The following is a 23701-nucleotide window of genomic DNA, read 5'->3' on the forward strand; positions in this document are numbered from 1 at the left end:
CCCTTACTCCAAGTGGTCGCGCGGATGTCAATCTTTCAAGAAGGCGTTCTGCCAGATGCCATGCCCTCTCGGGCGGAAACGGCGGCGGGTTCGAGGCGATTGAGTAGAATGACCACTCCGCCAAAGCAAGGGCGTGGTCGACGTCGGTCTCTGACATCCCGCACAAGCGCATCGCGCCCGCGATAGTCGCTCTGTCCGGGTGGTCAATCTTCGCGATACCGATGCCGCAACGCGCAACGATGTCGACACAGCAGAGGCACAAACATTCGAACGCGACGGCAGTCTGTGCTGACACCGGCCCGCTTTCTCGTCGAAGGCGCTGTAATTCATTTGCTCGCAGGACGCGCAGTTGCGACAGAAGCTTCGTTTTCTCTGAGGTCATTTCCATTCCTCGCCCTTTCGCCAAGGATGAACCGGTCGTGGTGGCAACTCTTCTTTGCCAGACAGCGCAGCTATCACCCCCCTTGCCACCAAGTCCCAAACCGACCCGGCAAAGCGCGGATAATCGGTCAGCAGGGACGTCGCGATGGGCGTCTCCGCCCCCTCGAAGACTTCGAATAGATAAGAGCCGTACGCAGCGTCCCCTGCGACGTTGATGACGCGCGTCTGGCCAATTGACTTTCGACCGTCTTCACGCCCGAACGGAAATAGCTCAACTGTTACCAGTAGCATAGAGAACCCGTTTTTCGCAGACCGTAGTGCTGCGTCCTCGTCGCTTAGCCAACAACGCCATACATCTACCGACGCAGTTCAAAACAGATACGGCGAATCGCCTGTTACGCGATAGGCACGAGACGCCTTAGCGCTTGCCCAATATCAGTGGAAAGCGGTTACGGCAGCCTCGAATTTGCCCTGAGGGTACGCGACCGTTCCCAACCAGGCTTACTCTTCGTGACTTAGGGTCGACGGGTCGCCGTGTCGGTAACATCGGCATATCCCGAAACCCTGTTTCGCACCCGCCAATTGCTCCATACATAGTCCGCATCGGAGCTTCGACCAGGTGGCCCGTCAAGGCGATAGACCCGACCTGAGACAGTGATGCCGACTCGCCGCTCAAAGTCAAACGTCACGATGGCGCTACTGACTCTTCCGGAACTGTGGTGGTCATCTCTGCTGCCGACAAAATGTCGTTGCCCACGCTCCGTCTCCATGATTCTCCACTCAACGAGAGTTATTTCCGGCTCAATCGAGACCGGCATGCATCGCCAGTAGGCCATATTCGCCGCTCCATTAGAGGTCGAGTTTGCGCGACTGCTGCCGGATGACCGTTCGCTTCCAGTCGTCCAGAAAGCAGGCAGGGTCGTGCAACGCTTCCTTCAGTTCGTCTTGCGTGGGACGAATACCGCGCCCCTTGAAACTGCTCAGAACCTCATGCACTTTCGATTCGAACTCCGCTCTTCGAAGTGCGGCCGAGGCGGCGACGTACCTTGCATGGTGCTGGGAGACCTTCGAACTCAAATTCGGACTACGACGCCACACAGTCGCTGCCTCCATGCGCAAGTCGACGGCAATCGCCTGAACAGACTTGGAGCCGTCCCCGTTCAACGCGGTTTGCAAGGCGTTGTCGATTGACTCCTGAGTGACAACTCGCCTCGGTCGAGCTCTGCGCAACTCAAACGTATGTGTCGAGGCAGAAAGGTTTGTCGACTCAAACGCATTGGTCACAAAAATCTCACGCATAGACGCGCCGGTTACCGCCGCAACACGCATGAAGAACGCGAGCGGCGCGGGAAACTCCCCCTTGATGTACCCATGGACCTGGCCAGGCAGTTCGCCGACAGCGCGCGCCATACCTGTGCCGCTGCCTCTGAAGAAGACGTCGCGCAGCGCTTGGACTACAACGCTTGACTGCAGAAGATGGGCCCCTGGTGGCAAAATCGCGGGAAGTGAAATCAGTTCCTCGCACTTCTCGGCCACAAAGACGTCGAAGTCGGTCACGTCCTGCTTAACGTTTCGAGCCGGTTGCCCCATCCAGGAACCGCAGTATCTGCAACATCCGACGCGGGCATTGGCAACAAAGGGGTACTGCCCGCCCTTTGCGCATTTCGGACACGTGGCCTCGAGGGGACGCCTGTGCTCGCCGCAAGACTTCACTTCGTCCAGCCTCCAGACGAGCGGCTCGAAGACAGCGTGGCGGCCCCGCTCCGCCATCTTATCGAGGCACTGCGGGCACCATCGCCGTGACAACGTTACGATGCGTCGCGCCGCGATTACACCCGCAAAGGGCAAAAGAGTGCAGCCGGACAGGTCATCGATGGACGCAATGTGTTCAAACGCTCGTGTCCAATCCTGCGCGGTCTTTGTGATGCCATCAATGACCATTGCAGGGGGAATCTTCACTCGCGTTCCCCTTGTGCTCTCAGAAAACAAGCGCGGATGGACGATGCTCCGATACAACTCGACGAACGTGACCGCCATGTGCTCCGCGTACCTGACCGAGAAGCTTGATAAGCTTTCGACCCTTCCTGTTCCAGCTTCTGATGGCGATATTCTAAACATGAGAACCTCGTAAGTGCGTGTAGAGAAGCGATGTAACTCGCGAGGAAATCACTGCGGTAACCAATCGAATCATGCAGCTGGTTCGACTCGAATGTACTTCATACTATGTACAACTAAAACCGGTGTTTACCATAGTTTGAAGTACATCCAAGGACTCGCTATTGTCTTGATACTCGCGTATCCGACCTTGTGGACAGAGGATTAGCCATTCGGCTGCGCCTGCAACTTTGCACTTTCGAGCGGAGCCGCGATGCGGTTGCAAATTGCCTCGGACCTGCACCTCGAAATCACGAAGCCCGACGGCGAGAAATATGGTCCATTGCGTCACGCGGCTTCCGATGTTTTGATTCTCGCAGGCGATATCGACCGCATTGACCGGGTCCACGAACGCTTTCTCAACTGGCCGACGCCAGTGTTATATGTCAGAGGGAACCATGATTCGTTCTTCACTGCCTATGAGGCCGAGATTGGTAGGTTGGCCAACGCGACGACGAACTCGCGCTTCACGTTCCTGGAACGAAGCGTCTGGGCTCGCGATGGAGTTCGCGTCATTGGATGTTGCCTCTGGACCGATTTTGCACTCCTGGGCAGGCCTGACGACGCAATGCTTCTGGCGCAGCTTGGGGGGGCGGACTACCGCTGCTTGCGGCGCACGGACGGCAGGCGTCTCATCCCGGAGGACACCTGTTTCGAACACAACTTGACGGTGAAGTGGCTGACACGAGAGTTGACGAAGCCTTTCGATGGAAAGACCGTTGTGGTCACCCATCATGCTCCGCACGTTAGGTCGCTCGACCGTCGGTTCGGCCGGCAACGCTTCGACTCGGCATTTGCCAGCGACCTATCGGGTCTTGCGAAGTTTGCGCATCTTTGGATTCACGGGCATGTTCACCATTCCTGCGACTACAAGGTCAAACGATGCCGCGTTGTTTGCAATCCCGCGGGAACACCTCAGCGCCGAAACCCCGAATTTCTTCCAACGTTGGTGGTTGAAATTTAAGGCAAGACTGTCAGTCGAGAAGCGCGCGCCCGGTTCTCCGGAACACGCAACACCGGCGCTTTTCGACCAAGAATCGGGAATTGAAAAAACGAATTTTAAATTTTCCGGCGACCCTTCGCGCGCCGGTAAAAGGTGAGGAGACCAATAATGTTCGTGTGCTCGTTGCACGTGTTCGTGACTACGAACCGACCGGATGCCCTCGAATGGTGAGCGCGAAATTTTAAATTTCCTTGCGATTTTAAATTTTAGCGCGAGACGTTCGCGGTCAAAATTTTTGGTGCATGCCCCGCTCGCGCGTGGTTGCTGGATGGCCTTCGACCGAAAGGTCGGCCCGGGCGTTCGGGGCACCGGCGCGTCTGGCGGAGCCGGCCGTTTTGCCGGCGCCCGACCGCCGGCGCGTCTGGCGGAAACTCCTGTCTGGGCGACGCCTCGGGGTAAAATCTAAAATCAACTTAGAAAAATTTTAGTTAGAGTGTTGGAACCGATTTTCTAAAATCCTTGTTGCTGCTGAGGCACCGCTTACCCGGCAGGGCGAGGCAGGCTGCCCGCGCCAGAATTTTCACGTGTGGATGCGGGGTAAACAAAGGAGTCTGCCTTGCCGGCTAAATTCTGCTCTTGGATTGGCGACTTCTTCGTATAGCGATGGGGATGTTACCGATGCTCTGCCCAGCACTTGACGTTCTACGCAGCATGGTCTTACATAAGACAAAAGACTTGTAAATATGATGCGCAGCGCAGTGCGACCTCACGCACCCCCAGGTCCCCGCCCCAAACCAGTGAGCCGTTTTGGTTAGCATAGGGGCCTCAGACACCTCTGCCATGGATTTGTTGTGGAGCGTTAACGATGTCCAAAGATGACCAATACATGATTGGCGCGAAGAACATCCTTCGGGGTGTGATGGTGACAAAGGGAGTCAGCTTCATCCGGCTCTCCGAGTTGTTAAGCGCTGACGGCGTTGATGAGGCACCCCGGTCAATCGCAGCGAAGGTCAACCGCGGGAAGTTCACCTTTGCCTATTTCCTAAGGTGCATGTCCGTCCTCGGCATGGACGGCGGCTTCTTCCTGATACCTACAAGTGAGGAGATGCTTGCGATGGAGGGTACCGGCCTCACCACGAGACCTCAGGAACGGTTGAAGAAGCTCGAGACATCCAAGAAGTCTTCTTCCGGTCACAAACCCATGAAATTGGTATCCGGTAGCCGCAGCAAAGAGGAAGACGCGACGACGGAGTGAGCCGCCCCCCCCAGCCCCGATGAATCCGGACAACGGTAAGCAGGTTGGGATGTAGCAAGTTCGCTCTGGTGGTAACGACCGACCGCTGGATGAGGGCGTCGTCGATTTATGCGACAGTTTGAGCGCAGTGTGCCAGCAGCCATGCTTTGTCACCTACATCGGTAGAAGAAGCTTACTGTAATTTACCGAACTGACCGCAGTCACCGTCTCTGCCTCCCATCGGACGAGACCGTCGATAATGCACGTTAGGTTACGTACGACAAGCCTGCGCAGGGAGACACTCAAACCGCTCGTCGACACATCATCGGACCAGACTCTGCTGATTTTGCCGTCTTCGTTCACCAAGACAGCAGACCGAACTACTATGGAAGATGTGATGGCTACGCCCGCTCGTGCAATTTCCCGCCAGCTGTAGGGCGGCCTGGGATGGTCGCAGTGAACGTGTTCGTCGCTTCGATGGTCACTGCAGTTCAAAAACCCCAGTCTTCGCTACGCAGGTAGCCGTCTTGGCGTGAGCGAGGCATATTCCCCTTTCATGGTCCATGGGAGCGCATCGAACCGATACGTCTCGCCGATGGCATGTGTGACCTATTGACGTCGCCTGCAGCAGCTCGCACAACAGCGCCCATGCTCTGGGAGCGCAAATTGTCGAGCACCGGCGAAGCTCGTGGACCTCGAGAACGGTCGGGCACGGCTTCGCCGGGTACAGGGTATTCTTGGGGTACGTTTATTGAGGCGCCCTCCGCCTGAAGCAGAGTGGAACGCGACGGGACGCGCGTGAAGCAGGCTCCAAACTGAGCATTCCTGCCGACAGTATCGCCGCGCGCAGGCTCTTCCGAGCGACTAACACGGCTTCGAGCCGGCCATTTCACGAGCCGTATGGCGCGGTACACGGCTCGACGAGCTAGCCACCGACCGCAAACCGTCGTAGTCGGCTTTCGGGACAGTCACCGCAACGAGCGATGCCGGCTTCTCAAGCCCGACGAGCACATAGACACGCTTCGATGCACGTTCGGCAGCCTTGTGAGCGCCGGACGAAAGTGAACACCTCGACGCGAGTGACGCAGTCTCCATTTCGGCCATGTAACGATAGAGATGCACAGACCCGGCATTGCAACGCGCCGCAAGCCACTGGGACCAGTTGGCGCCTGTTCCTGCTATCCGTATCGAGCGGCCAAAGACGTCATCTTCAGTGCAAGACGAACACGGTGCAAGCGGCATCGACTTCCTGTCGCCCTCTCGTCTTCGCCGTAATTGAACTGCACGGCAGATGCTCGCTTCGCACGACCCTGACATCGATGTGCAACGACGTAACAGCGAACAACGCACCTCAGTGCCTTCAACGCGCTGATGGCCACCGCCCCGCGGGCGAACGAAGCGCGCAGAGCAATCGTGGCTCAGAGTCCCACGGCGACGAAGAAGCAGCCAACAGCGCCGCAGTGAAGCACCCATCTCGCAAGAAGGGCGGATTCTGCCACGGACAGCGTCACTACGCCGCGGACGGACCTAGGCTGAACGGGGGGTCCTCCTGTCACGAAGTCCGACTTCCGGTGTTCGGCCAACATCACGCTAGCTTCGAGGGCAGCGGACCCTTGTGCGATACGACGTCGCATACGTGTCACCATCGTCCGGAGGCATGGTGCGGCAGCCTTGAGCGCCACCCTGACACGCCCAAACGGAAACAGCGCACGTGAAGACGGCGCTTGCGCCGTTCCCTCAGCCAGAGCCATCAAGTTCGCGACGGGGGCAATCGGCACAAGCACGGTTGCGCCGTTTCCCCCGCCAGTCAAGACCTAGTGGTTCGGAGACAGACCTAGCCCTCTGTCAGTCAGCGAGCCACAACGATGCAAACCACTCGATGCTTCGCATACCTAATTTTCGGCGCTACCTACCGTCCCTATCCTGTGAGACTCATTCTGTCGGACGTACAAACAGCAACGGCGCTCGCATCAACGGACGTTTGCCGCGCCGACTTCGTCTTCCCAACGTCGACGAGCCCTGCGGAATTCTGCGTATCCAAACTAAAAATCCTACGAATACCGAAGCGACCTCGGATGAGATTGCCAAAAACTAACAACTACGCCCTTCGTTAGTCCAGATGAATCAGAGACGACCTACCACCCTCCACTTTTTAGAGTTTTTCCTCTAATAAAGCTTGTAATTTTTACCCAATTTGATGCGGATTTGGGCCCGCGCTCCTCGGTCTTCCCTCGACGTGCGTCTCAACATGCAGACTCCTATCGGCCGACCGGTAACGCATCGCGAGGTTTTCCGCGAGCATCCAGGCTGTCCTCAAGACTCGATAGAAGGTTGTAGATTGTTCGCAACGAGCAGGCTTCGGGCTTGTCGCAATGCTTTGAGTTGGATGGGCGCGGGAGCCCTGCCCCTTCCGGTCAATCCGTACTCTTTAAGCGTCGCCACGTAAAACGCTCGATGCTTTAGGCAAGCCACCGGCCCGAGAAACTCCGAAAGGCGACGATTCGTCGGAAATTCTTCAGCAAGGACGAGCGTAGCGAATGCATTGAAAATTCTTCTGCAATCACGTTCTGCCCGATTCTCTGACTTGGTGCGTCGATTGCTCAAGTATCTGGCCGAAACTTGTTTGGCCAATTCCGGGCAGTGCTTATGAAGGCTCCGCGCAGTCGTGCCGAGCTTCTCAGCAACCTTCTTGAGTGGCGGCATTTTGGCGCCTCGGACGCTCCGGCGCAACTCGGCCTCTGCCGCAGCGACATCCAGGTTTCCGCGTCTCATTTTCTTTTCTGGAAGCGCCGGCTTCGCGACAGGTTCTTTGACGAGACGAAAGCTTACGCGGCGCCCTGTGGTAGAGCCGAAGATGAGATGCTTGACTGGAACGCCCGAGACGACGGACAAGGTCGCGACCGTTTCAATTCGAGGTTTAGTGCGTCGACTCAGCTGGACCGATAGCGTATTTTTCGGCATGCCAATGGCTCTCGCCATCTCCGCAAAGTTGTTCTCGAATGATAGCTTGGCAGCGTATTCCATCACGCTCGTTCCGTCGACCTTTGCGAGCCTCGGGTCGTCCAGAATGCCAACTATGTCGCGCAGCGCTTCACTGATAGCAACTTGATAGCGACTTGCCTCCAGTACTGACTCTGCCTTAAAGGCCTCTGCACCCATCCACACGCCGCATTTCCCGCAGCAACCAACACGCGATGTCGCCCTCACGATGGACAAATCCTTGGTCCCGCAAGAGGCACAAACGTCTGTGAGCAGTACATTGTGTTCTGCACAGTCCGTATAGTCCTTGAGTGCCCAACACAGTGGGTCATAGCAGGCGTCAAGACGGTTTGCCATTTCGCGCACGCATTCGATACATCTTGCACCCTTGTATCGTTCAGCCCCCTCCAGCCGTGCTAGGCCTGCTGCTGGCAAGAACGTGAGACGAGCAAGGTCTCGTCGACCGGTCAAATTCTGCAAGACTGTCACCCAGTCAAGAGCTGTATCTCCTGCGCCATCAAGAAAGCCAATTCGTTCGAGTCCGTTCAAACTCCTCATCTTTTCGACCGGCCAACCAGACGCTGGCCAGATGACTTCTCTCACAAGGTCGCCGACCAAGACGCAGTGGTGCTCCGCCAACCGTTGCGTATATGTCCACAGTCGCTCGCGCCCCCATCTTGCGTCTACGATTGGCTCGATTGATTGCAGCTTCAAAAAAGGCTCCTTGACGTAAAAGTGAGCCCGACGCGACTTGCGAACTTCGCGACGAGTTGACGGCGGTGCGTGACCTCGCGATGAGCATGCGCCCAGACGCTGTCACGCCGCCGCCGGGTTCTTGCTTTAGGCATCCTCCTCAGCAATCTCTTCCGAATACTCGTCCAAAGGGACGTTCTTCGGCGTCGTCGGGTGCATGCCGCGCTTAGCGGCCTGCGCTTTCGCCGCTCCCGGCCGGTTCGCAGAGGTCTTGTCGCCGGACGTTCGGTCGCTCTTAGCCGACTTCGACGGCGCGCTCGTGGGCAGAATCAAGCCGGTACCAAGATATCCGGCAGCCGCCTCCATGCCCCAATACTTGCTGCGCAGACTTGCGTCTTTGACTGCAGCCCAGAGTGCCTGCTCCTTGTCCACCTGCATGCCAATCTCCTCCATACGTTTGTCGATGGCCGCCTCCAGACGCGGCCACGTCAGCGGTGCAGTCTTTGCCAACAGAGCTGCATGAATGGCGTAGACGATGATGTCGAGAGCGATGCCAAACGTTCCCCGGACCTTTCGCATCATCACGCGTGCGTTTGTAGCCTTCAGCGTGCCCGACACGATGAAGTCCTTTCCCAAGGACGCCTCCACCCTCCCAAATGCGTTACAAAAAACCTTCACGTCACCCCCGTCACGAAAGTCATATGCATCAAGCCCGACCAACCTGATTCTTGCTGCCAGTTGCCCCGACTCCCACAAAACCGGTCCGATTTCAGGGCCACTGACTAGCACGGCGTTCGACCCGCCCACGTCCGCCATCTGCTTGAAAAGATTCACGGTCTCTCGCAGAGTCGTCACCTTAAGCGCCTGCGGCAATTCGCCCGCTTCATCAAAAAAAACGGCAAGATGGCCCGCTTGTATCCGATTCATCAGCGCCTGCCATAGCGCCGCGTGGGTCGGTGGCCTTCGCGCCTGAGGCATCGACCTTCGAGGCAACGCGCCGTCCCGCACATTGGGATATTCGACCTTGCTCTCGAGCAACGGCTCCTCCAACGAACACAACGTCCTCCGATATGTCTCGCCGTGGTCGAACCTGGCACGCACTGGCGACGGAAGACGGCAGTAAGTCGAGCCCCAGACAGGTAGGCCGTTTGCTCGCGCCTCAGCGACCAGCATCTGGTCCATGGCCTTCACGAGCCGAGTTTTGCCCACATTGGTCGGGCCGGACAGCACGATGAGTTGTCCAGGCTTTCCCAACTGGATGATTTCGTGAAGCTCCTCGAACGCATCCTTCATGTTTCGATGCAGAATGAGCGTGTCGGTCAGTGCCTTTTTCAACCGCTCCTTCTGCTCCAACGGCAATGTCTTTCTATCCTTCAGTAGATTGTCGTATTCCAACATCGCACTCCTAATTTAAGCAGCGGAATCGATACTAGCTTCGTGGTGAGCGTGCACATGGCAAACCTCCGTAAAATGGAACTGTTATGAAGCGCGTCGGAATTAAGCGTTACTCGAAACGATAGTGCTTGCGACCGCCTCTGCTGCCCGGCTACGACTGGGAGATGTCTGCGGTTTTCTAACGGAGCGGCGCTGACCGAGAACATCAACAACGACAGCGTGCGCCGCCTCCACTCGTTGCTCCGCCGGTGTTTGCCGGTCACGAAACTCCTTGCACGAGCGTGGCACAGGACGCCGAAGCGTTTCCACAGCCATCGCAGCACCTCGCGAATGCACCTCTTCAAGGTACAGCTCCAACCAGTCCGCCCGTGGCGCTCCCAATTCGAGACTCCAGTCAGGATTGACCTCACCGGCAAGCGCTGCGTTAAACCGCTTCCGCCAACCGTCAAATACTGCTTGAAGCGTTGCGCACGAGTACAACTGGCCATCTGACAACCTTCGGCCAAGGTGCACCAAGTCTTGAAAGGCTGCCTTGTGCTCAGGCGTGGGCGCACTCCATCGAACGCCGACCGCATGCTGAAAGCTGCAAGCGGCGACGACAAGAGGTCCGCTCAGAATCGTACGGTCAGTCGTGAGCATTTCAGGTACAGGATACATCGAAGCCAATTGACGTACAGAAGCGTACACAACGTTCGACTCCAAGGAGACAAAGTCGAGCGCTAGGCACTCCAAGTTACGACGCCAGATTGTGAGCAGCCGATGTTGCGGATGCGTCGTTACGACGTGGTCGATTGCTGAGACGTGCCACTTCTCTGCGGGCGCCAGTTCAGCAGGTGGCGCCACCTTCTCCAACATTTCCGATTCCATCTGAGACTCCACAAATGGTATCCAGTCCAAGCGAGCCCGGTCTGCACCCGCGCGATTTTCTCATCCAAGTAGTGTTCCGCCATCGTCCTCCTGTCATCGTGGATACCGCTGCTCGCACATTTGCGCACTTCATAACTTCGCCAGGGTACGACGGGCGCCGATACACCGGAGCCCTGAATGCGTCCGACGCGGTTCAGTCGGATTGCGGAACAGGGCGCACAATCCTTTGTCACCTACTTCGTATTCCTTATCTTCTCGTCGAGCTCAATACTTTCGTTTGAGAGACCGTCTCTTAGGGCGCGATGTGCGATTCGAACGAGTCTTGCCCGGCGGAGAAACTACGCAATTCAGTTCGGCCAACGGAGCTTAGGCGATACGGCGGCCGAAACCAAGCAGATTTGTGACAAAACTATATTTTTGTATGTCTTCCATCAACACAAACAGAGGTAGTTAAAAAACAACATTCATCTTTTCCCGTCAGGTAAACGAGACTAGGATAAGGCTCGAAGGAAGGAAAGGAAAATCTTCAAACATCGATAAATGCGCACTCCCGAGCAACTCAAACAGCAACGTTAACCCTAATCCCGTTTACTTTCTCCGCACTAGCATCTAGAACAGGTTGGCACCCCAAGCGAGTCGAAACCGGGAGCAGCGCAGGGAGGCACAGCGTCGGTTCACGGAGGTGCAACCGCACGCAAATTGACGTAGATGGGGCGTCGCACAGGTCCGCACGTGCTGGCGCGGATGGTGAAACTTCTCGTAAATCCGCAATACGAAGCACACAGAGTCATTTCCACGGTCTGGAACGAAGCTACAACGTCACATCACCCGGTAAAGCGTACCGTCGAAACATCCGTGAAGCCGTTCCCGTCGGAGAGTCGCGTTTGAACCAGGACGTAAGCCTGCCGCAGGCTTATATCTCAATGCCTCGATGCCGATGAGCCGTTTGGAGGACGGAAGCGTCAGAACGGAATCGCCGCTCTTCTAAAGCTCAAGCATCGTCCGCCATATCTTTTTTTTCGTGCCGCGGTCTCTGAACCGAGCGTGGTAGCAAAAACAGGTGTCGTAGATGTCGTTGTCGAGACACCGCGTTATCGATGCAAGTGTTTCATCAACACCTGCATTGTGTGAGCCGTCACAGTCGTGACTTAACGGCTTGCATCCGGTGCGTTTGTTTCGCCCACTAGCTCGCTTTACCGTTACAACGGCGAGCAATCTCAGAAGGAGAACTGTCATGTTTCTCAAACAATACCTGTCCAAAGGGTTCGAGCGTCACCCTGAGATGCTCAACTTGTTCATCTTCCGTTGGAGTAGTCAATGGTCGCAACTCGTAACGTGGGACGGCTGAAAGAGAGGGAGTTTCAGATATTGATGGCACGCTGCAATGTGACACCGGCTGGCCAAGCTTTGATTCGTAGTGTTCGTGAAGGCGACCCGGTAAGCGCTCCACGCGCCGACCGGGAGCGCGGCAATGTGACAGGGCTGTACCCAAGCACGCTGATGCACGTGGGCGTGCAGATAGCAAGTGTCATCCCCGAGCTTGCCCTCTTCATGGAACTAGACAACAGGGCCAAGCACCCTGACCTTCTCGAGTACTGGCGTCGCCCCACAACCATTCACAACGTTGTAGTCTTAAAAGCAGATGGCAGTCGAGCCACCAAGACAGTTCGGAGCCCAAGGGTTCTTTGCTTACAAAGGGACCGGGTGTATTTCCTCGACGTCATCGCCGACGAGCAGATGTTGGAATCAGAGGCGAAAGGCCACAATCTGTACAAGCAACTCCCCAATGGGTCGTGGATTTCGCCTGCGGTGGCCGAGGCCCTGGTTCCATTCGGGATTGGGTACGAAGTATGGCCTTGCAGCCGCTTTGGCAAGCGCTACGCTGCAAATCTCAGCTATTTGTCCAGTGCGTTCAGACCGGGAGCGGAACCGCCCGACCCGGTAAAAGTGAAGGACTTGGTTTCACGCGTGGTGGCTGAAGGCGTTGTCTATCGGCGCCAACTCGTCGCGGAGAACGTCGACCCGGACCTCATCAAGTTTGCTTTAGCGCATCAATTAGTTTTTTTTCCGCTTGCAGATGAGGACCTGACAAGCGTCGAAATGTGCCGGCTATACGGGGACGAAGCCACCTATCTTCATCACCGCGACCAAAGACAGGCAGACGGCGCGGGACCGCCGCTTTCGATACACACCGTCCTGCCGAAGACAGGGCAGAACATCTCCTGGAACGGAGAAGACTGGCTAGTCGCCAATGCAGGAACGTCGTTCACTATCACACACAAGAACGGCACGTTCCAAGAGCTTGACCGGGTTCATGTGCAGCGCCTTTGTGATGCTCAGACCTGGAAGTTCGCAGTCGAGCCGGAGACTACGCTGGTCAACCTTTCTCCACAACGGCTTGCAGAAGCAGCTGAGAAGTTGGAGATACTCGGGATGCCTGTCGGTCAGCGCTTCTGGAAGTCAGGACCACGACAAGGCAAGGAAGTCTCGATAGCAACCTTCAATCGGATGAAGGCTTTGGTGGCGAAGGCGGAGGCGGCCGGCACTTCTAAACTCCTCGCGCTCGCCAATGGATACGACAACTGCGGAGGTCAACAGAGACACGACTCGGAGGAGATGGCCGTGTGGCGTGAGAGCCTTGATGAGGACTATAAGCAGAATCATCGGCCGCACTATGCCAGTTGTTACGGCCGGTACTTGAATCGTTGCCGAGCAGCGAACATTGTGCCGGTCAGCGAGACTACTGCTCGTAAGCGCCTAGCTCTGGAGGACAAGGCGGTGATTGTGGAGGCTCGAAGCGGAAATTTCATGGCCTACGAGTATGGGCATTTCGTGCCGCGCGATAAAGTCAATCGCTTGGTGAAAGGCCGTATTCCGTGGGAAGTCGCTCACGTTGACCACGCGAAGATTGAAGTTGTGGTTCGCTCGTGCATCACCGGCGAGCTTCTCAATCGCGAAATGTGGCGGACTGTGCTACGCGACGCGTGCAGCTTCCGGGTAATCGCGCTCGTCGTGTTCTTTGGACCGCCGTCATACGTTGCACTCTATCGACTCATCCTCGATTGCGTGCGTCGTTGGGGTCAGTTGCCGCAGTACATCGTTTCTGACCGAGGGCTAGATTTCCTAGCACGGCAGTTCGAAGCCGCTTTGGCGGACGTCGGTGTTTGCAAGTTAAATCGACCGGCCAAAAAACCTCGGGCCGGGCAAGTCGCAGAATCGGGAAATCGCAAAGACGACAACAACATCATCTCCAACCTCCCGGGCAATAAGCTCAATATTGAGAACTTCCGGAAGCTCTGCGAAGGCTTCCGACCTGAAGACAACGAAGTTCTCTCTCTCGGCACGATTCGGGTGCTGTTGGAGCGAGTCTACTTCGAGGTCGAGCCCAAGCACATCACATCCAGAACCAACGGAGAAACGCTGGAAGATTTCGAAGCGCGGTTGCTCCGAGAAGCAGGCACCTCTCATATTCCGAAGGTGCAATACACCAACCAATTGCGTCTGCGCTGCATGCCCATGGTCGACGGGCGCAGCGGAAATCGCATCGTCACCAAGCAGGGAAGCATCGAGTGCCACAACCTCGAGTATTTCTCTCCAGTACTGCTGCAGCCTAACATGGAAGGAAAGTCCGTAAGGGTTCACTATGACCCGGACAACGTCGCTCATGTGTTTATCTGGCTTAAACACGATGGTGGCTGGGTTGAGTGCTTCTGCAACCAATATGAAGTTCTCAGCCAGTTCACGCCGGTGGAGTTGGACGAATATACGGCCTACCTTACGGAGAAAGGTGCTGCCGGCAAGGTTGCGAAGCGCCGAAATCGAGCGATGGCTTATGCGGAGGTGTTGTCAGAAGCCAAATCCTCAACCGTCCTCGTGCACATGCATGAAGCTGCTCGTGAGAACGCTCACGGCTTACCAGGATTCACGCTCATCAACGGCACGCCGACAGTCGACCTGCCGGGCGGTCCTGAGTGGTGGGAACAATCGGAGGACAACGACACTGCTGAAGAAGTGGCTGAAGAGGCTAGTGAAGTGCAAGACGAAGACGACGACATTCCCGTCTATTCGTGAGCGGACCGTATGGCCAATCTGTCGCTTCGTAGATAACCAAGTTTTGGCCGGCGCACTCGGAGGGTGCGCCGGTGTTTAGACTGACGGCGGCTAACCAAAACTTTTCTGTTCCGAGGCGTTTGCTCACGAGTAGCGAAGCGAGCTTGCTCAGCGCTAGGACGCCACCAACAACAGTAACTCTCATCTAGTCTGCAACCATAGTGGCCCGCGGCGCTTGGCCACATCATCAGCTCATCCCGGCAATACCTCAGAAAAACATGCAACAAGATGATGAGACTCCGCGACTCAAGAAAGGCGACGGGGGTGCTCAAGCAGACAACGCTAAGGCATCGGTTGCTCGGATTCGGTCGCAGCGGAGCGTTTGTGGGCAAGCGTTTGCCGGGAACCTCTCGCGGACAACACTCAAACTTAAGCCGTAAACGTGCAACCAATCAAACTTGCGAATGCTGGCCGCGCGGGAAAACCCGCGTTTTTGGTAAGATTTCCGCGTGCAACCAATCAAACTCTGGTTGTGCGCAAACTTAAAGTCGGCTGTTGTCAGCACGCGAGATGAGCGCCTATTTTTTCTCGCTGTCGAGGTGCGCCATCTGCACGGCCTCGTAGCGATCGCCCGCCGCCGCGCCCTTGGGCACCGCCGCTTCGATCGCGGCGAACTCGTCTTTCGTGAGCGTCACGTCGAGCGCGCCGAGCGACTCCGTCAGCCGATCGCGGCGGCGCGCGCCGATCACGGGAACGATGTCGTCGCCCTGCGCCAGCACCCACGCGATCGCGATCTGCGCGACGCTCACGCCCTTCGCATCGGCGATGCTGCGCAACGCATCGACGAGCGCGAGATTGCGTTCGACATTGCCTTGCTGAAAGCGCGGACTGTTCGCGCGCCAGTCGCCGGATTGCGCGGCGTCCTTGTTCCAGTGTCCGCTGATGAGCCCGCGCGACAGCACGCCGTACGCCGTGATGCCGATGCCGAGTTCCCTGCACGCCGGAAGAATCGAATCTTCGATGCCGCGCGAGATCAGCGAATACTCGATTTGCAGATCGCACACCGGATGTACGGCCGCGGCCTTGCGGATCGTTTCCGCGCCCACTTCCGACAATCCGACGTGACGCACGTAGCCCGCGTCGATCATCTCGGCGATAGCGCCTACCGTGTCTTCGACGGGCACGTCCGCATCGAGCCGCGCGGGGCGATAAATGTCGATATGCTCGACGGAAAGCCGCTGCAACGTGTACGCCAGCGCGTTTTTCACGGCGACGGGACGGCCGTCGAATGCGATGAAACGGCCCGCCGGATCGCGCATGCCGCCGAACTTGACGCTGAGAATCGCCGAATCGCGGCGCGAAGGCGGCGCGCTCTTCAATGCCTCGCCGATCAGCATCTCGTTGTGGCCCATGCCGTAGAAGTCGCCGGTGTCGAGCAGCGTGACGCCCGCTTCGAGCGCCGCGTGAATCGTCGCGATGCTCTCCGCGCGATCCGACGGCCCGTACATGCCCGACATGCCCATGCATCCGAGTCCGATGGCCGCCGATTGCGGTCCGGTCCTGCCGAGTCTGCGCTGTTCCATGTTCGTTCTCTCCTGAAGGGATGCAGTCGATTATGGGAGCAAACCGCGCGTGCGATAATCCGTCTCAATGCGAATGGGCTGTGCGCCCAGACGAACAATGGGCGAATCATGAGCGAACCGGATCTGTCGGACCTTCACGCGTTTCTGGCCGTCGCGCGCTCGCGCGGCTTCCGGCAGGCGGCGCTGTTGCGCGGTGTGTCGGCGTCGTCGCTGAGCGAGGCGATTCGCCGGCTCGAAACGCGTCTCGGCGTGCGCCTCCTGAACCGCACGACGCGCAGCGTCACGCCGACGGAAGCGGGCGAGCGGCTGATCGAGCGGCTTGCGCCCGCGTTCGCGGAAATCGCGGGCGCGCTCGATGCCGTCAACGGCTTTCGCGACAGCCCGACCGGCACGCTGCGCCTGAACGTGCCGAGAATCGTCTCGCGCGAGATATTGCCGCCGATCGTCGCGCGCTTTCTGACGGCGCATCCGGGCATCAAGCTGGAAATCAGCGCAACCGATACGTTCCTCGACGTGCTCGCCGCCGGTTTCGACGCGGGCATCCGCTACGACGAGCGCATCGAGCGCGACATGATCGCGGTGCCGATCGGGCCGCGCACGCAGCGCTTCGTCGCGGTCGCGGCGCCCTCTTATCTCGCCGCGCACGGCGAGCCGAAGCATCCGCGCGATCTGGTGAACCACGCGTGCATCGGGCATCGTTTCGACAGCGGCGTGCTGGCGGTGTGGGAATTCATGCGCGGCAAGGAAGTGATACGCATCGCGCCGGAAGGGCCGCTCGTCACGTCGTCGATCGAGATCAGCAGAAGCGCGGCCGTCGCCGGGCTGGGCCTCGTCTACACCTTCGACGAGTTCGTGCGCGAGGCCATCGACCGCGGCGCGCTCGTGCCGGTGCTCAAGCCGTGGTGGCAGAGTTTCACCGGGCCGCGGCTCTACTATCCGAGCCGTGCGCACATGCCGGGGCCGCTGCGCGCGTTCATCGATTTCATTCGCGACGAATAGAACGCGCGATCTTCACTCGCCCGCGACGTCGAACGGCAATTCGACCTGCACCGGCTCGACAAAACCGCTTTCATCGCGCCCGGCGAGCGCGCTGACACGCACGCCGAGCAGCCTGATCCGGCGATCGAGCACGATGCGCTTCAGGCATTCGGTCGCGGCGCGGCGGATTTCGACCGGATCGGCGGTCGCGACGGGCACGGTCAGATCGCGCGTCACGGTGCGGAAATCGTCGAAGCGCAGTTTGATGCCCACCGTGCGCCCGACGTAGCCCTTGCGCTGCAAGTCTTCGGCGACACGCGTGCACAGACCCGTGAACTCCGCCGAAAGCGTCGCGCGATCCTGCTTCGGATGAAAGTCGCGCTCGAACGTGGTCTCGCGGCTCATCGACTTGGGCGTCGAGCTCACGACCACGGGCCGCTCGTCCTGTCCCTGCGCGATGCGCGCGAGCCACGCGGCATAGGTGCCGCCGAAGTGCGTCTGCAGGAAACCGGGATCGGCGGCAGCGATGTCGCCCACGGTGACGATGCCGAGCGCCGCGAGCTTTTCGCTCGCCTTCGGCCCGATGCCGTTCACCTTGCGCGCGGCGAGCGGCCAGATGCGCGTCGGCAGGTCGTCCATCGTGAGGAGGGTGAGGCCGTCCGGCTTGTCGAGCTCGGAGCCGATCTTCGCGAGCAGCTTGTTCGGCGCGATGCAGATCGAACACGTGAGCCCGGTCGCGTCGCGCACGGCGTCTTTCATGCGCTGGCCGATATCGGCCGGTTCGCCGGGCAGATCGCTGACGTCGATATAAATTTCGTCGATGCCGCGATTCTCGATCTGCGCCGTGAACGCCGCGATGGCCGTCTTGAACAGGCGCGAGTAATGGCGATAGGAATCGAAATCCGTCGGCAGGAGGATCGCGTCGGGCGCGAGCTGCGCGGCCTTCATCATGCCCATCGCGGAAAAGACACCGAATTTGCGCGCCTCGTACGTGGACGTGGTCACGACGCCGCGCCCCGCATAGTCGCGCAGGCGCCTGAAGCGGCGCGAGCCGTCGGGGAGCGTTTCCGGCGTGGCGCTGCGCCCGCCGCCGACCACGACCGGCATGCCGCGCAGTTCCGGATAACGCAGCAGTTCGACCGATGCGAAGAACGCATCCATGTCGAGATGCGCGATACGGCGCGGCGCGAGTGCGGGAGACGGCGTGTTCATGGCGGCGATCGGAATGCCGCCGCGCGATGAGACGCGCTCAGAGCGAAATCGAGAGGAACGAACGCACCGAACATGCTGAGACAGTGCCGCCAGGCAATGAAAATGGCTTACTGTACATCCATACAGCAATTCGCGCTAGAGCCTGTCCGCGCGGGCGAGCGGCGCGTCATTCCGGCGTGCGCTTTTCCGCCAGTGCGCGGCGGCAATCGTCGAAAACCTGCCGCACGACATCCGATTGATAGTTGAGGTCTTCGCTGTCGAGAATTTCCTCGACGGCGGCGCGCGCCCAGTCCGCTTCGAGCATCGCGCAATGCTGCGTGGCGATGTCGCGTGCGATGGCGGCGAGCTTCGCGACCGTGAGCCAGTCCGCGAGCCGCTGATGCCGGTCGAGCCATTTGTGCGCGGCCTGCACGTGAAACGAGGCCGCCGGCCAGTCGCCATTCAGGTAATACGCGCCGAGACTGCCGCACGTGAGCCAGCAGAGCAACTCGACGCGGTCGCGGGCACTGAGGATACGAGAGACATCGTTCATGGCGGCCTTCACGAGAGACGATCGACGAACGCGAATCACGCACGGCGTTTCATCTGCAAACGCGCACGTCACCCCTATAAAAGCACGATAGCACGGGATGGTGCGACGCGGCGATCCCTGCCCGCAGTGCGATCCGGTTCACGGTGCGTTGGCGAACGCTTCGGCATGCGAAGAGCTCGAACGCGCGCGGCGAAGGCGCTCCACGGCGCTCATTTTTCTCTAATTTGCCGGGCATAACCTGCTTTCGTCGGCCACCCATACCGGCCTCATTTAAACGACGGGAGCACATCATGTTCGAACGCCTTTCGCAGTCCATCGACCACTTCTTCTCGATCCGCACGTCGGACGAGGCTCGCGAAACCTATCTCGCATCGTCGAGCGATCTCGCCGATCTCGAACGCCGCATGCGTCAGGTCGAAACGCAGGACCACGACTACAGCATGCATTTCTGCGGCGCGCTCGGGCGGCATCACGACCAGCCATGAGCCGCGCGGCCCATGCGTCGTGCGCTACTTCGGCTCCTCACGGCCGGCCTGCCCGAGCATCACGGTCCAGCCGAGGCCGCGCACGTTGCGGATCACGCCGGCGCCGAATTTCTTGCGCACCGAATGGATCAGCACGTCGACCGCGTTGCTTTCGACTTCCTTGCCCCATCCATAAAGACGGTCTTCCAGTTGATCGCGCGAGAAGATCGTGCCCGGGCGTTCGAGCAGCGCGTGCATCAGCGCGAATTCGCGTGCGGAGAGCACGCCGGAATTCTCGCCGCACGTGAGCGTGCGCTGATCGAGATTGAGGCAGATCGAGTCGTCGCCGAGACGCGAGACCGCATAGCCCGCCTTGCGCCGCAGCACCGCGCGGATGCGCGCGAGCAGTTCGGGCATGTTGAAGGGCTTGAGCAGGTAGTCGTCGGCGCCGAGATCGAGGCCCTGAACGCGGGTGTCGACATCGTCGCGCGCGGTGAGGATCAGCACCGGCGTCGCGTTGCCGGACGTGCGCGCCTGCCGCAACAACTCGATTCCGGTCATGCCCGGCAAACCGAGATCGAGCAGCACCACGGTGTATTCGGCGGCGTCGAGCGCTTCGCGGCCCGCGTTGCCGTCGCGGACCCAATCGACGGCATAGTCGGCGTCCTTGAGCGCCCGCATGAGGCTCGTGCCGATCTGCACGTCGTCTTCGATCAGGAGAATTCGCATGTTCCACCCGCGTCTCGCGAGAATGGCGCGCGCCACGCGCCCGGAATGCGGCCCGAAGGAGATGAAAACGTACGACCGGTCGTTTTGAATATTGTATTGACCGCCGATGATCGCTTCGCGCCACGCAGCGAATGCATTGTAATCGGCGTAAAAGCGCGCGCAAATCCCTATGTGTTCAACGCGGGCGCGACCGCGTCTTCCGTGACTTCCTCGGCAGGAAAGCTGATCGAAGCGACGATGCCCGAGTGCCCGTCACTGCGGTTTTTCAGCGTGACGTCGCCGCCGTAGCGCGCGGCGATCGCCTTCACGATCGACAATCCGAGCCCGCTGCCCTCCACGTCCGGATTCGCGCGGAAGAAGCGGTCGAACACGCGCGGCAGCAGCGCTTCGTCGATGCCCGGTCCGTTGTCGATCACATCGACCCAGACCATTTCGCCGTCGCGCCGCATGCGCAAGTCGATGGTGCCGCCATCCGCCGTATAGCGCACCGCGTTCGACACGAGATTCTTCACCGCCATGCCGATGTCCGTCTCCACGGCGCGCACGTGCGCATTCACCATTTCCTCCGCGCCGATGTCCATGCCGCGCGAAATCGCGATCGGCAGCACATCGGCGACGGCATTCGTCACCACTTCCGACAGGTCCACGCGCGCCAGCGGCGCGCCGTTCACGGGCGCATCGGCGCGTGCGAGCCGCAACAACTGCGCGATGAGCTTGCCGCTGCGCGCGATGCCCTTGCGCAGTTCCTGAAAGCGCTCCTGATTGCCGGCGACGATATGCGGCGCGAGGTTATCCGCCTGAAGCTGAAGCGCGGTCAGCGGCGTGCGCAGTTCGTGCGCCGCGTCGGCGATGAACTTGCGCTCCTTCTCGATCGATGTCGCGAGACGCTCGATCATCGTGTTGATCGAATGGATGAAGGGCTCGATCTCCGTGGGCACGCCGACGGTCGAGAGCGGCTGCAGATGACTCATGTCGATGGCCTGCGCCTCCGCGCCGAGTTCGTTCAACTGACGCAGCGAGCGCCGCACGACCAGCGCGACCGCGATCCACACGAGCGGCAGCAACACGGCGATCGGCCAGAGCGTTTGGGTCGCGGCTTCCTGCGTGATCTCGCGGCGCACGGACGAACGTTGTGCGACCTGAATCGTCATGGTCGGCTCCTGACGCGTGAAGATGCGCCAGTCCTCGTCGTTGACATCGACTTGGGAGAAACCCGGCTGCGCGTCGCGCGGAAAGTGCAGCGACGGGTCGGTGGTGCGAAACGGCACATCCTGGCCGGGCTTCCACACGACGGCGACCACGTCGCGCTCGTCTTGCGTGCCGCGCGAGGGATTTTTCGGCAGGCTCTCGGCGAGCCCTTCGCGCAGACGGGCCGCCACCTGTTCGAGCCGCATGTCGAGCAGCGCGCTCATGCCGGTCTTGCTCAACTGATACGAACTCACGCCCTGCACGACGCCGATCACGCTCACGAGCAACCCGAGTGCGATGACAAGCTGATTCTTCAATGATTTGACCATTCGGGTCCGCCGCTTCGGAAAGGAACGGGGCGATTCATCAATCCGTTCGATTTTAGGCGACATTCCCGGAGATTTCGGTCTGAAAGACGACATGTGCGTGGCAGATACGCGTAAGCGCGTGGAAAAAAAAGCGTCGGTCCGGTCACGGCCGACGCCAGAGCTGAGGAGACTTCGAGAAACGTGTAACGGGCCGCAGGTTGCTCGGGGAAGCGCGCCGCCCGTCCACGTGAAGAAGCGTAAGCGCGAAGAATTAGCGTTGAATGAGCGCGCGGCGCGTTGCGCCGAGCAGCGTTTGCCGTGGCGGGATAACATTGCATCCGGCGCTTCTTCATCGGCGACATTGCTTCGGCTGCAAGGATTCCGCAAGCCGCGCGTCGCCGCCGCATCTCCATTTATCGAGCATGGCCCGCTTGCGCGCATCGACTTCCGGATCGCGCGGCGAGCGATATGCCATCCATCAACGCATGTCACAGACCAGAAAAACCGCCCGTCCCCTCGTCATTGCAGCGGTCATGGCCTCGATGGCCATGGTCGCGATCGAAGCCACCATCGTCTCGACCGCGATGCCGCAAATCGCGACGCAGCTCGGCGGCCTCAATCTTTACAGTTGGGTGTTCTCGTCGTTCCTGCTCACGCAGACGGCGCTCACCGTGGTCTTCGGCAAGCTCGCGGACCTGTACGGCCGCAAGCCGGCGATCCTCGCGGGCATCGCGATCTTTCTGATCGGCTCGGTGCTCGCGGGCTTCGCGTGGTCGATGCCCGCGATGATCGTGTTCCGGCTGATCCAGGGCGTCGGCGCGGGCGCGATCCTGCCGGTTGCGCTGACGGTCGTCGGCGATCTCTATCCGGCGCGCGAGCGCGGCAAGGTGCAGGGCTATCTCGCGAGCGTGTGGGCCGTGTCCGCCGTGCTCGGGCCGATGGTCGGCGGCCTTCTGATCCGCCAGTTTTCGTGGGCGTGGATCTTCTGGATCAACGTGCCGATCGGCATTCTGGCCGCGCTGCTCTTCACGCTCTTCCTGCACGAGGAAAAGCGCCACGACCGTCCGGCGATCGACCTCGCGGGCGCGTTCTTCTTCACCGCCGCCGTCGCCGCGCTGATGATGACGCTCACCGACGCCGGCCACGCGAGCAATGCGCGCGTCGGCACGGAGATCGTCGTGCTGGTGCTCGCCATCGTGTGCTTCGTGGTTCAGGAACGCCGCGCCGCCGATCCGATGATCTCGTTCGGCCTGTGGTCGCATCGGCCGATCGCGGCGAGCAACGTCGCCACATTGCTCGCCGGCATGGCGATGATGGGCCTCACCACGTTCCTGCCGATGTACGTGCAGGGCGTGATGCATCGCACGCCGGTGCAAGCGGGCCTCGCGCTCACGATGATGATGATCGGCTGGCCGAGCGGCGCGACCTTCACGTCGCGTTCGTTCAGCCGCATCGGGCTGCGGCGTCTTTTGATGATCGGCCCCGTGTTCATTCCGCTCGGCGCGTTGCCGTTCGTGCTGCTCGGCCCGCAATCGAGCCCGGTCTGGGCGGGCGTCGGCTCGGCGGTGCTGGGCTTCGGCATGGGCATCACGAGCGTGTCGTGTCTCATCCTGATTCAGGAAATCGTGCAGCCGCACGAGCGTGGCAGCGCGACCGCGTCGAACCTTTTTTCGCGCAATCTCGGCAACACGCTCGGCGCGGCCGTGTTCGGCGCGGTGCAGAACTACGGCCTCACGCACACGGACGGCCTGCCGCCCGTGCACGCGGATCAGTTGAAGCAACTGCTCTCGTCCGTGCCCGGCGACTTCGCGACCAACAGCGAGATCCGCCTCGTGCTGCATCACTCGCTGCATATGACTTTCGCGGCGATGTTCGTGATCGCGCTCGGCACCGTCGTCGCGATGATGTTCATGCCGAAGATCGAGATCGGACGCGCGAAGGAAACGGTCGAGAAAGTCGGCGCGGCCGACGCCAAAAACGCCGCGAATCAGGCGTTCCACTGAGCGCGCGG

15 protein-coding genes are annotated in these 23701 nt (G+C 59.6%); 6 read left to right on the top strand and 9 right to left on the bottom strand.

The features are described from left to right. Positions 1–378 precede the first annotated feature (378 nt). Positions 379–672: a hypothetical protein gene (locus NOV72_RS25305; RefSeq protein WP_106857301.1), complete on the bottom strand. Its 294-nt coding sequence runs from the start codon at positions 670–672 to the stop codon at positions 379–381. Between the two features lie 558 nt (positions 673–1230). Continuing rightward, a complete protein-coding gene (locus NOV72_RS25315; RefSeq protein ID WP_106857303.1) occupies positions 1231–2499 on the bottom strand; it encodes a TniQ family protein in 1269 nt (422 codons plus the stop codon). A gap of 250 nt (positions 2500–2749) precedes the next feature. Between NOV72_RS25315 and NOV72_RS25320 the strand changes: the two genes are divergently transcribed. Further along, on the top strand, positions 2750–3499 hold the full coding sequence (locus NOV72_RS25320) for a metallophosphoesterase family protein (RefSeq protein ID WP_106857304.1): 750 nt from the start codon (positions 2750–2752) through the stop codon (positions 3497–3499). An 844-nt stretch (positions 3500–4343) separates the two neighbouring features. After that, positions 4344–4733, top strand: a complete 390-nt coding sequence (locus tag NOV72_RS25325) for a DUF6471 domain-containing protein (protein WP_106857305.1) — start codon at positions 4344–4346, stop codon at positions 4731–4733. Positions 4734–7025: 2292 nt separating this feature from the next. Here the strand turns inward: NOV72_RS25325 and NOV72_RS32090 are convergent. Continuing rightward, the gene (locus NOV72_RS32090; protein ID WP_146150044.1) at positions 7026–8405 is read right to left on the bottom strand and encodes a TniQ family protein; all 1380 of its coding nucleotides are present in this window, start codon (positions 8403–8405) and stop codon (positions 7026–7028) included. A 126-nt stretch (positions 8406–8531) separates the two neighbouring features. After that, positions 8532–9782 (bottom strand): hypothetical protein, encoded by a 1251-nt coding sequence (locus NOV72_RS25335; protein WP_106857307.1) that lies wholly within the window; start codon positions 9780–9782, stop codon positions 8532–8534. A 2181-nt stretch (positions 9783–11963) separates the two neighbouring features. Here NOV72_RS25335 and NOV72_RS25345 point away from each other — a divergent pair. Further along, complete coding sequence (locus NOV72_RS25345) at positions 11964–14717, top strand: Mu transposase C-terminal domain-containing protein (protein WP_106857309.1); 2754 nt, start codon at positions 11964–11966, stop codon at positions 14715–14717. A gap of 557 nt (positions 14718–15274) precedes the next feature. On the opposite strand, the gene NOV72_RS25350 is transcribed toward NOV72_RS25345, so the two are convergent. Further along, positions 15275–16279: an aldo/keto reductase gene (locus NOV72_RS25350; protein WP_106857310.1), complete on the bottom strand. Its 1005-nt coding sequence runs from the start codon at positions 16277–16279 to the stop codon at positions 15275–15277. Positions 16280–16387: 108 nt separating this feature from the next. Between NOV72_RS25350 and NOV72_RS25355 the strand changes: the two genes are divergently transcribed. Continuing rightward, positions 16388–17278 carry a LysR family transcriptional regulator gene (locus NOV72_RS25355; RefSeq protein ID WP_106857311.1) on the top strand — a complete coding sequence of 297 codons (891 nt, stop codon included), beginning with the start codon at positions 16388–16390 and terminating at the stop codon, positions 17276–17278. A gap of 12 nt (positions 17279–17290) precedes the next feature. Here NOV72_RS25355 and dinB read toward each other — a convergent pair whose 3' ends face one another. Both dinB and NOV72_RS25365 read right to left on the bottom strand, forming a co-directional pair. Further along, on the bottom strand, positions 17291–18469 hold the full coding sequence (dinB, locus tag NOV72_RS25360; RefSeq protein ID WP_106857312.1) for a DNA polymerase IV: 1179 nt from the start codon (positions 18467–18469) through the stop codon (positions 17291–17293). Between the two features lie 166 nt (positions 18470–18635). Beyond that, on the bottom strand, positions 18636–19001 hold the full coding sequence (locus NOV72_RS25365) for a hypothetical protein (protein ID WP_106857313.1): 366 nt from the start codon (positions 18999–19001) through the stop codon (positions 18636–18638). Positions 19002–19291: 290 nt separating this feature from the next. Between NOV72_RS25365 and NOV72_RS25370 the strand changes: the two genes are divergently transcribed. Next, entirely contained in the window at positions 19292–19486 is a 195-nt protein-coding gene (locus tag NOV72_RS25370) for a DUF3563 family protein (protein ID WP_106857314.1), read from the top strand. Between the two features lie 24 nt (positions 19487–19510). Here NOV72_RS25370 and NOV72_RS25375 read toward each other — a convergent pair whose 3' ends face one another. Continuing rightward, complete coding sequence (locus NOV72_RS25375) at positions 19511–20194, bottom strand: response regulator transcription factor (RefSeq protein WP_106857375.1); 684 nt, start codon at positions 20192–20194, stop codon at positions 19511–19513. A 167-nt stretch (positions 20195–20361) separates the two neighbouring features. Further along, positions 20362–21711 (bottom strand): ATP-binding protein, encoded by a 1350-nt coding sequence (locus tag NOV72_RS25380; RefSeq protein WP_106857315.1) that lies wholly within the window; start codon positions 21709–21711, stop codon positions 20362–20364. Between the two features lie 464 nt (positions 21712–22175). On the opposite strand from NOV72_RS25380, the gene NOV72_RS25385 reads away from it, so the two are divergent. Continuing rightward, positions 22176–23693 carry an MDR family MFS transporter gene (locus tag NOV72_RS25385; protein ID WP_106857376.1) on the top strand — a complete coding sequence of 506 codons (1518 nt, stop codon included), beginning with the start codon at positions 22176–22178 and terminating at the stop codon, positions 23691–23693. Positions 23694–23701 lie beyond the last annotated feature (8 nt).

Origin of the sequence: Caballeronia novacaledonica (genome assembly GCF_900258035.1) — a bacterium.
GTDB classification, from domain to species: domain Bacteria; phylum Pseudomonadota; class Gammaproteobacteria; order Burkholderiales; family Burkholderiaceae; genus Caballeronia; species Caballeronia novacaledonica.

Coding starts and splice junctions, on each gene's coding strand:
- NOV72_RS25355 (WP_106857311.1), top strand. CDS start 16,388: ATGAGCGAACCGGATCTGTCGGACCTTCACGCGTTTCTGGCCGTCGCG.
- NOV72_RS25305 (WP_106857301.1), bottom strand. CDS start 672: ATGCTACTGGTAACAGTTGAGCTATTTCCGTTCGGGCGTGAAGACGGT.
- NOV72_RS25315 (WP_106857303.1), bottom strand. CDS start 2,499: ATGTTTAGAATATCGCCATCAGAAGCTGGAACAGGAAGGGTCGAAAGC.
- NOV72_RS25325 (WP_106857305.1), top strand. CDS start 4,344: ATGTCCAAAGATGACCAATACATGATTGGCGCGAAGAACATCCTTCGG.
- NOV72_RS25385 (WP_106857376.1), top strand. CDS start 22,176: ATGTCACAGACCAGAAAAACCGCCCGTCCCCTCGTCATTGCAGCGGTC.
- dinB (WP_106857312.1), bottom strand. CDS start 18,469: ATGAACACGCCGTCTCCCGCACTCGCGCCGCGCCGTATCGCGCATCTC.
- NOV72_RS25335 (WP_106857307.1), bottom strand. CDS start 9,782: ATGTTGGAATACGACAATCTACTGAAGGATAGAAAGACATTGCCGTTG.
- NOV72_RS25375 (WP_106857375.1), bottom strand. CDS start 20,194: ATGCGAATTCTCCTGATCGAAGACGACGTGCAGATCGGCACGAGCCTC.
- NOV72_RS25320 (WP_106857304.1), top strand. CDS start 2,750: ATGCGGTTGCAAATTGCCTCGGACCTGCACCTCGAAATCACGAAGCCC.
- NOV72_RS25365 (WP_106857313.1), bottom strand. CDS start 19,001: ATGAACGATGTCTCTCGTATCCTCAGTGCCCGCGACCGCGTCGAGTTG.
- NOV72_RS25345 (WP_106857309.1), top strand. CDS start 11,964: ATGGTCGCAACTCGTAACGTGGGACGGCTGAAAGAGAGGGAGTTTCAG.
- NOV72_RS25370 (WP_106857314.1), top strand. CDS start 19,292: ATGTTCGAACGCCTTTCGCAGTCCATCGACCACTTCTTCTCGATCCGC.
- NOV72_RS25380 (WP_106857315.1), bottom strand. CDS start 21,711: ATGGTCAAATCATTGAAGAATCAGCTTGTCATCGCACTCGGGTTGCTC.
- NOV72_RS25350 (WP_106857310.1), bottom strand. CDS start 16,279: ATGGAACAGCGCAGACTCGGCAGGACCGGACCGCAATCGGCGGCCATC.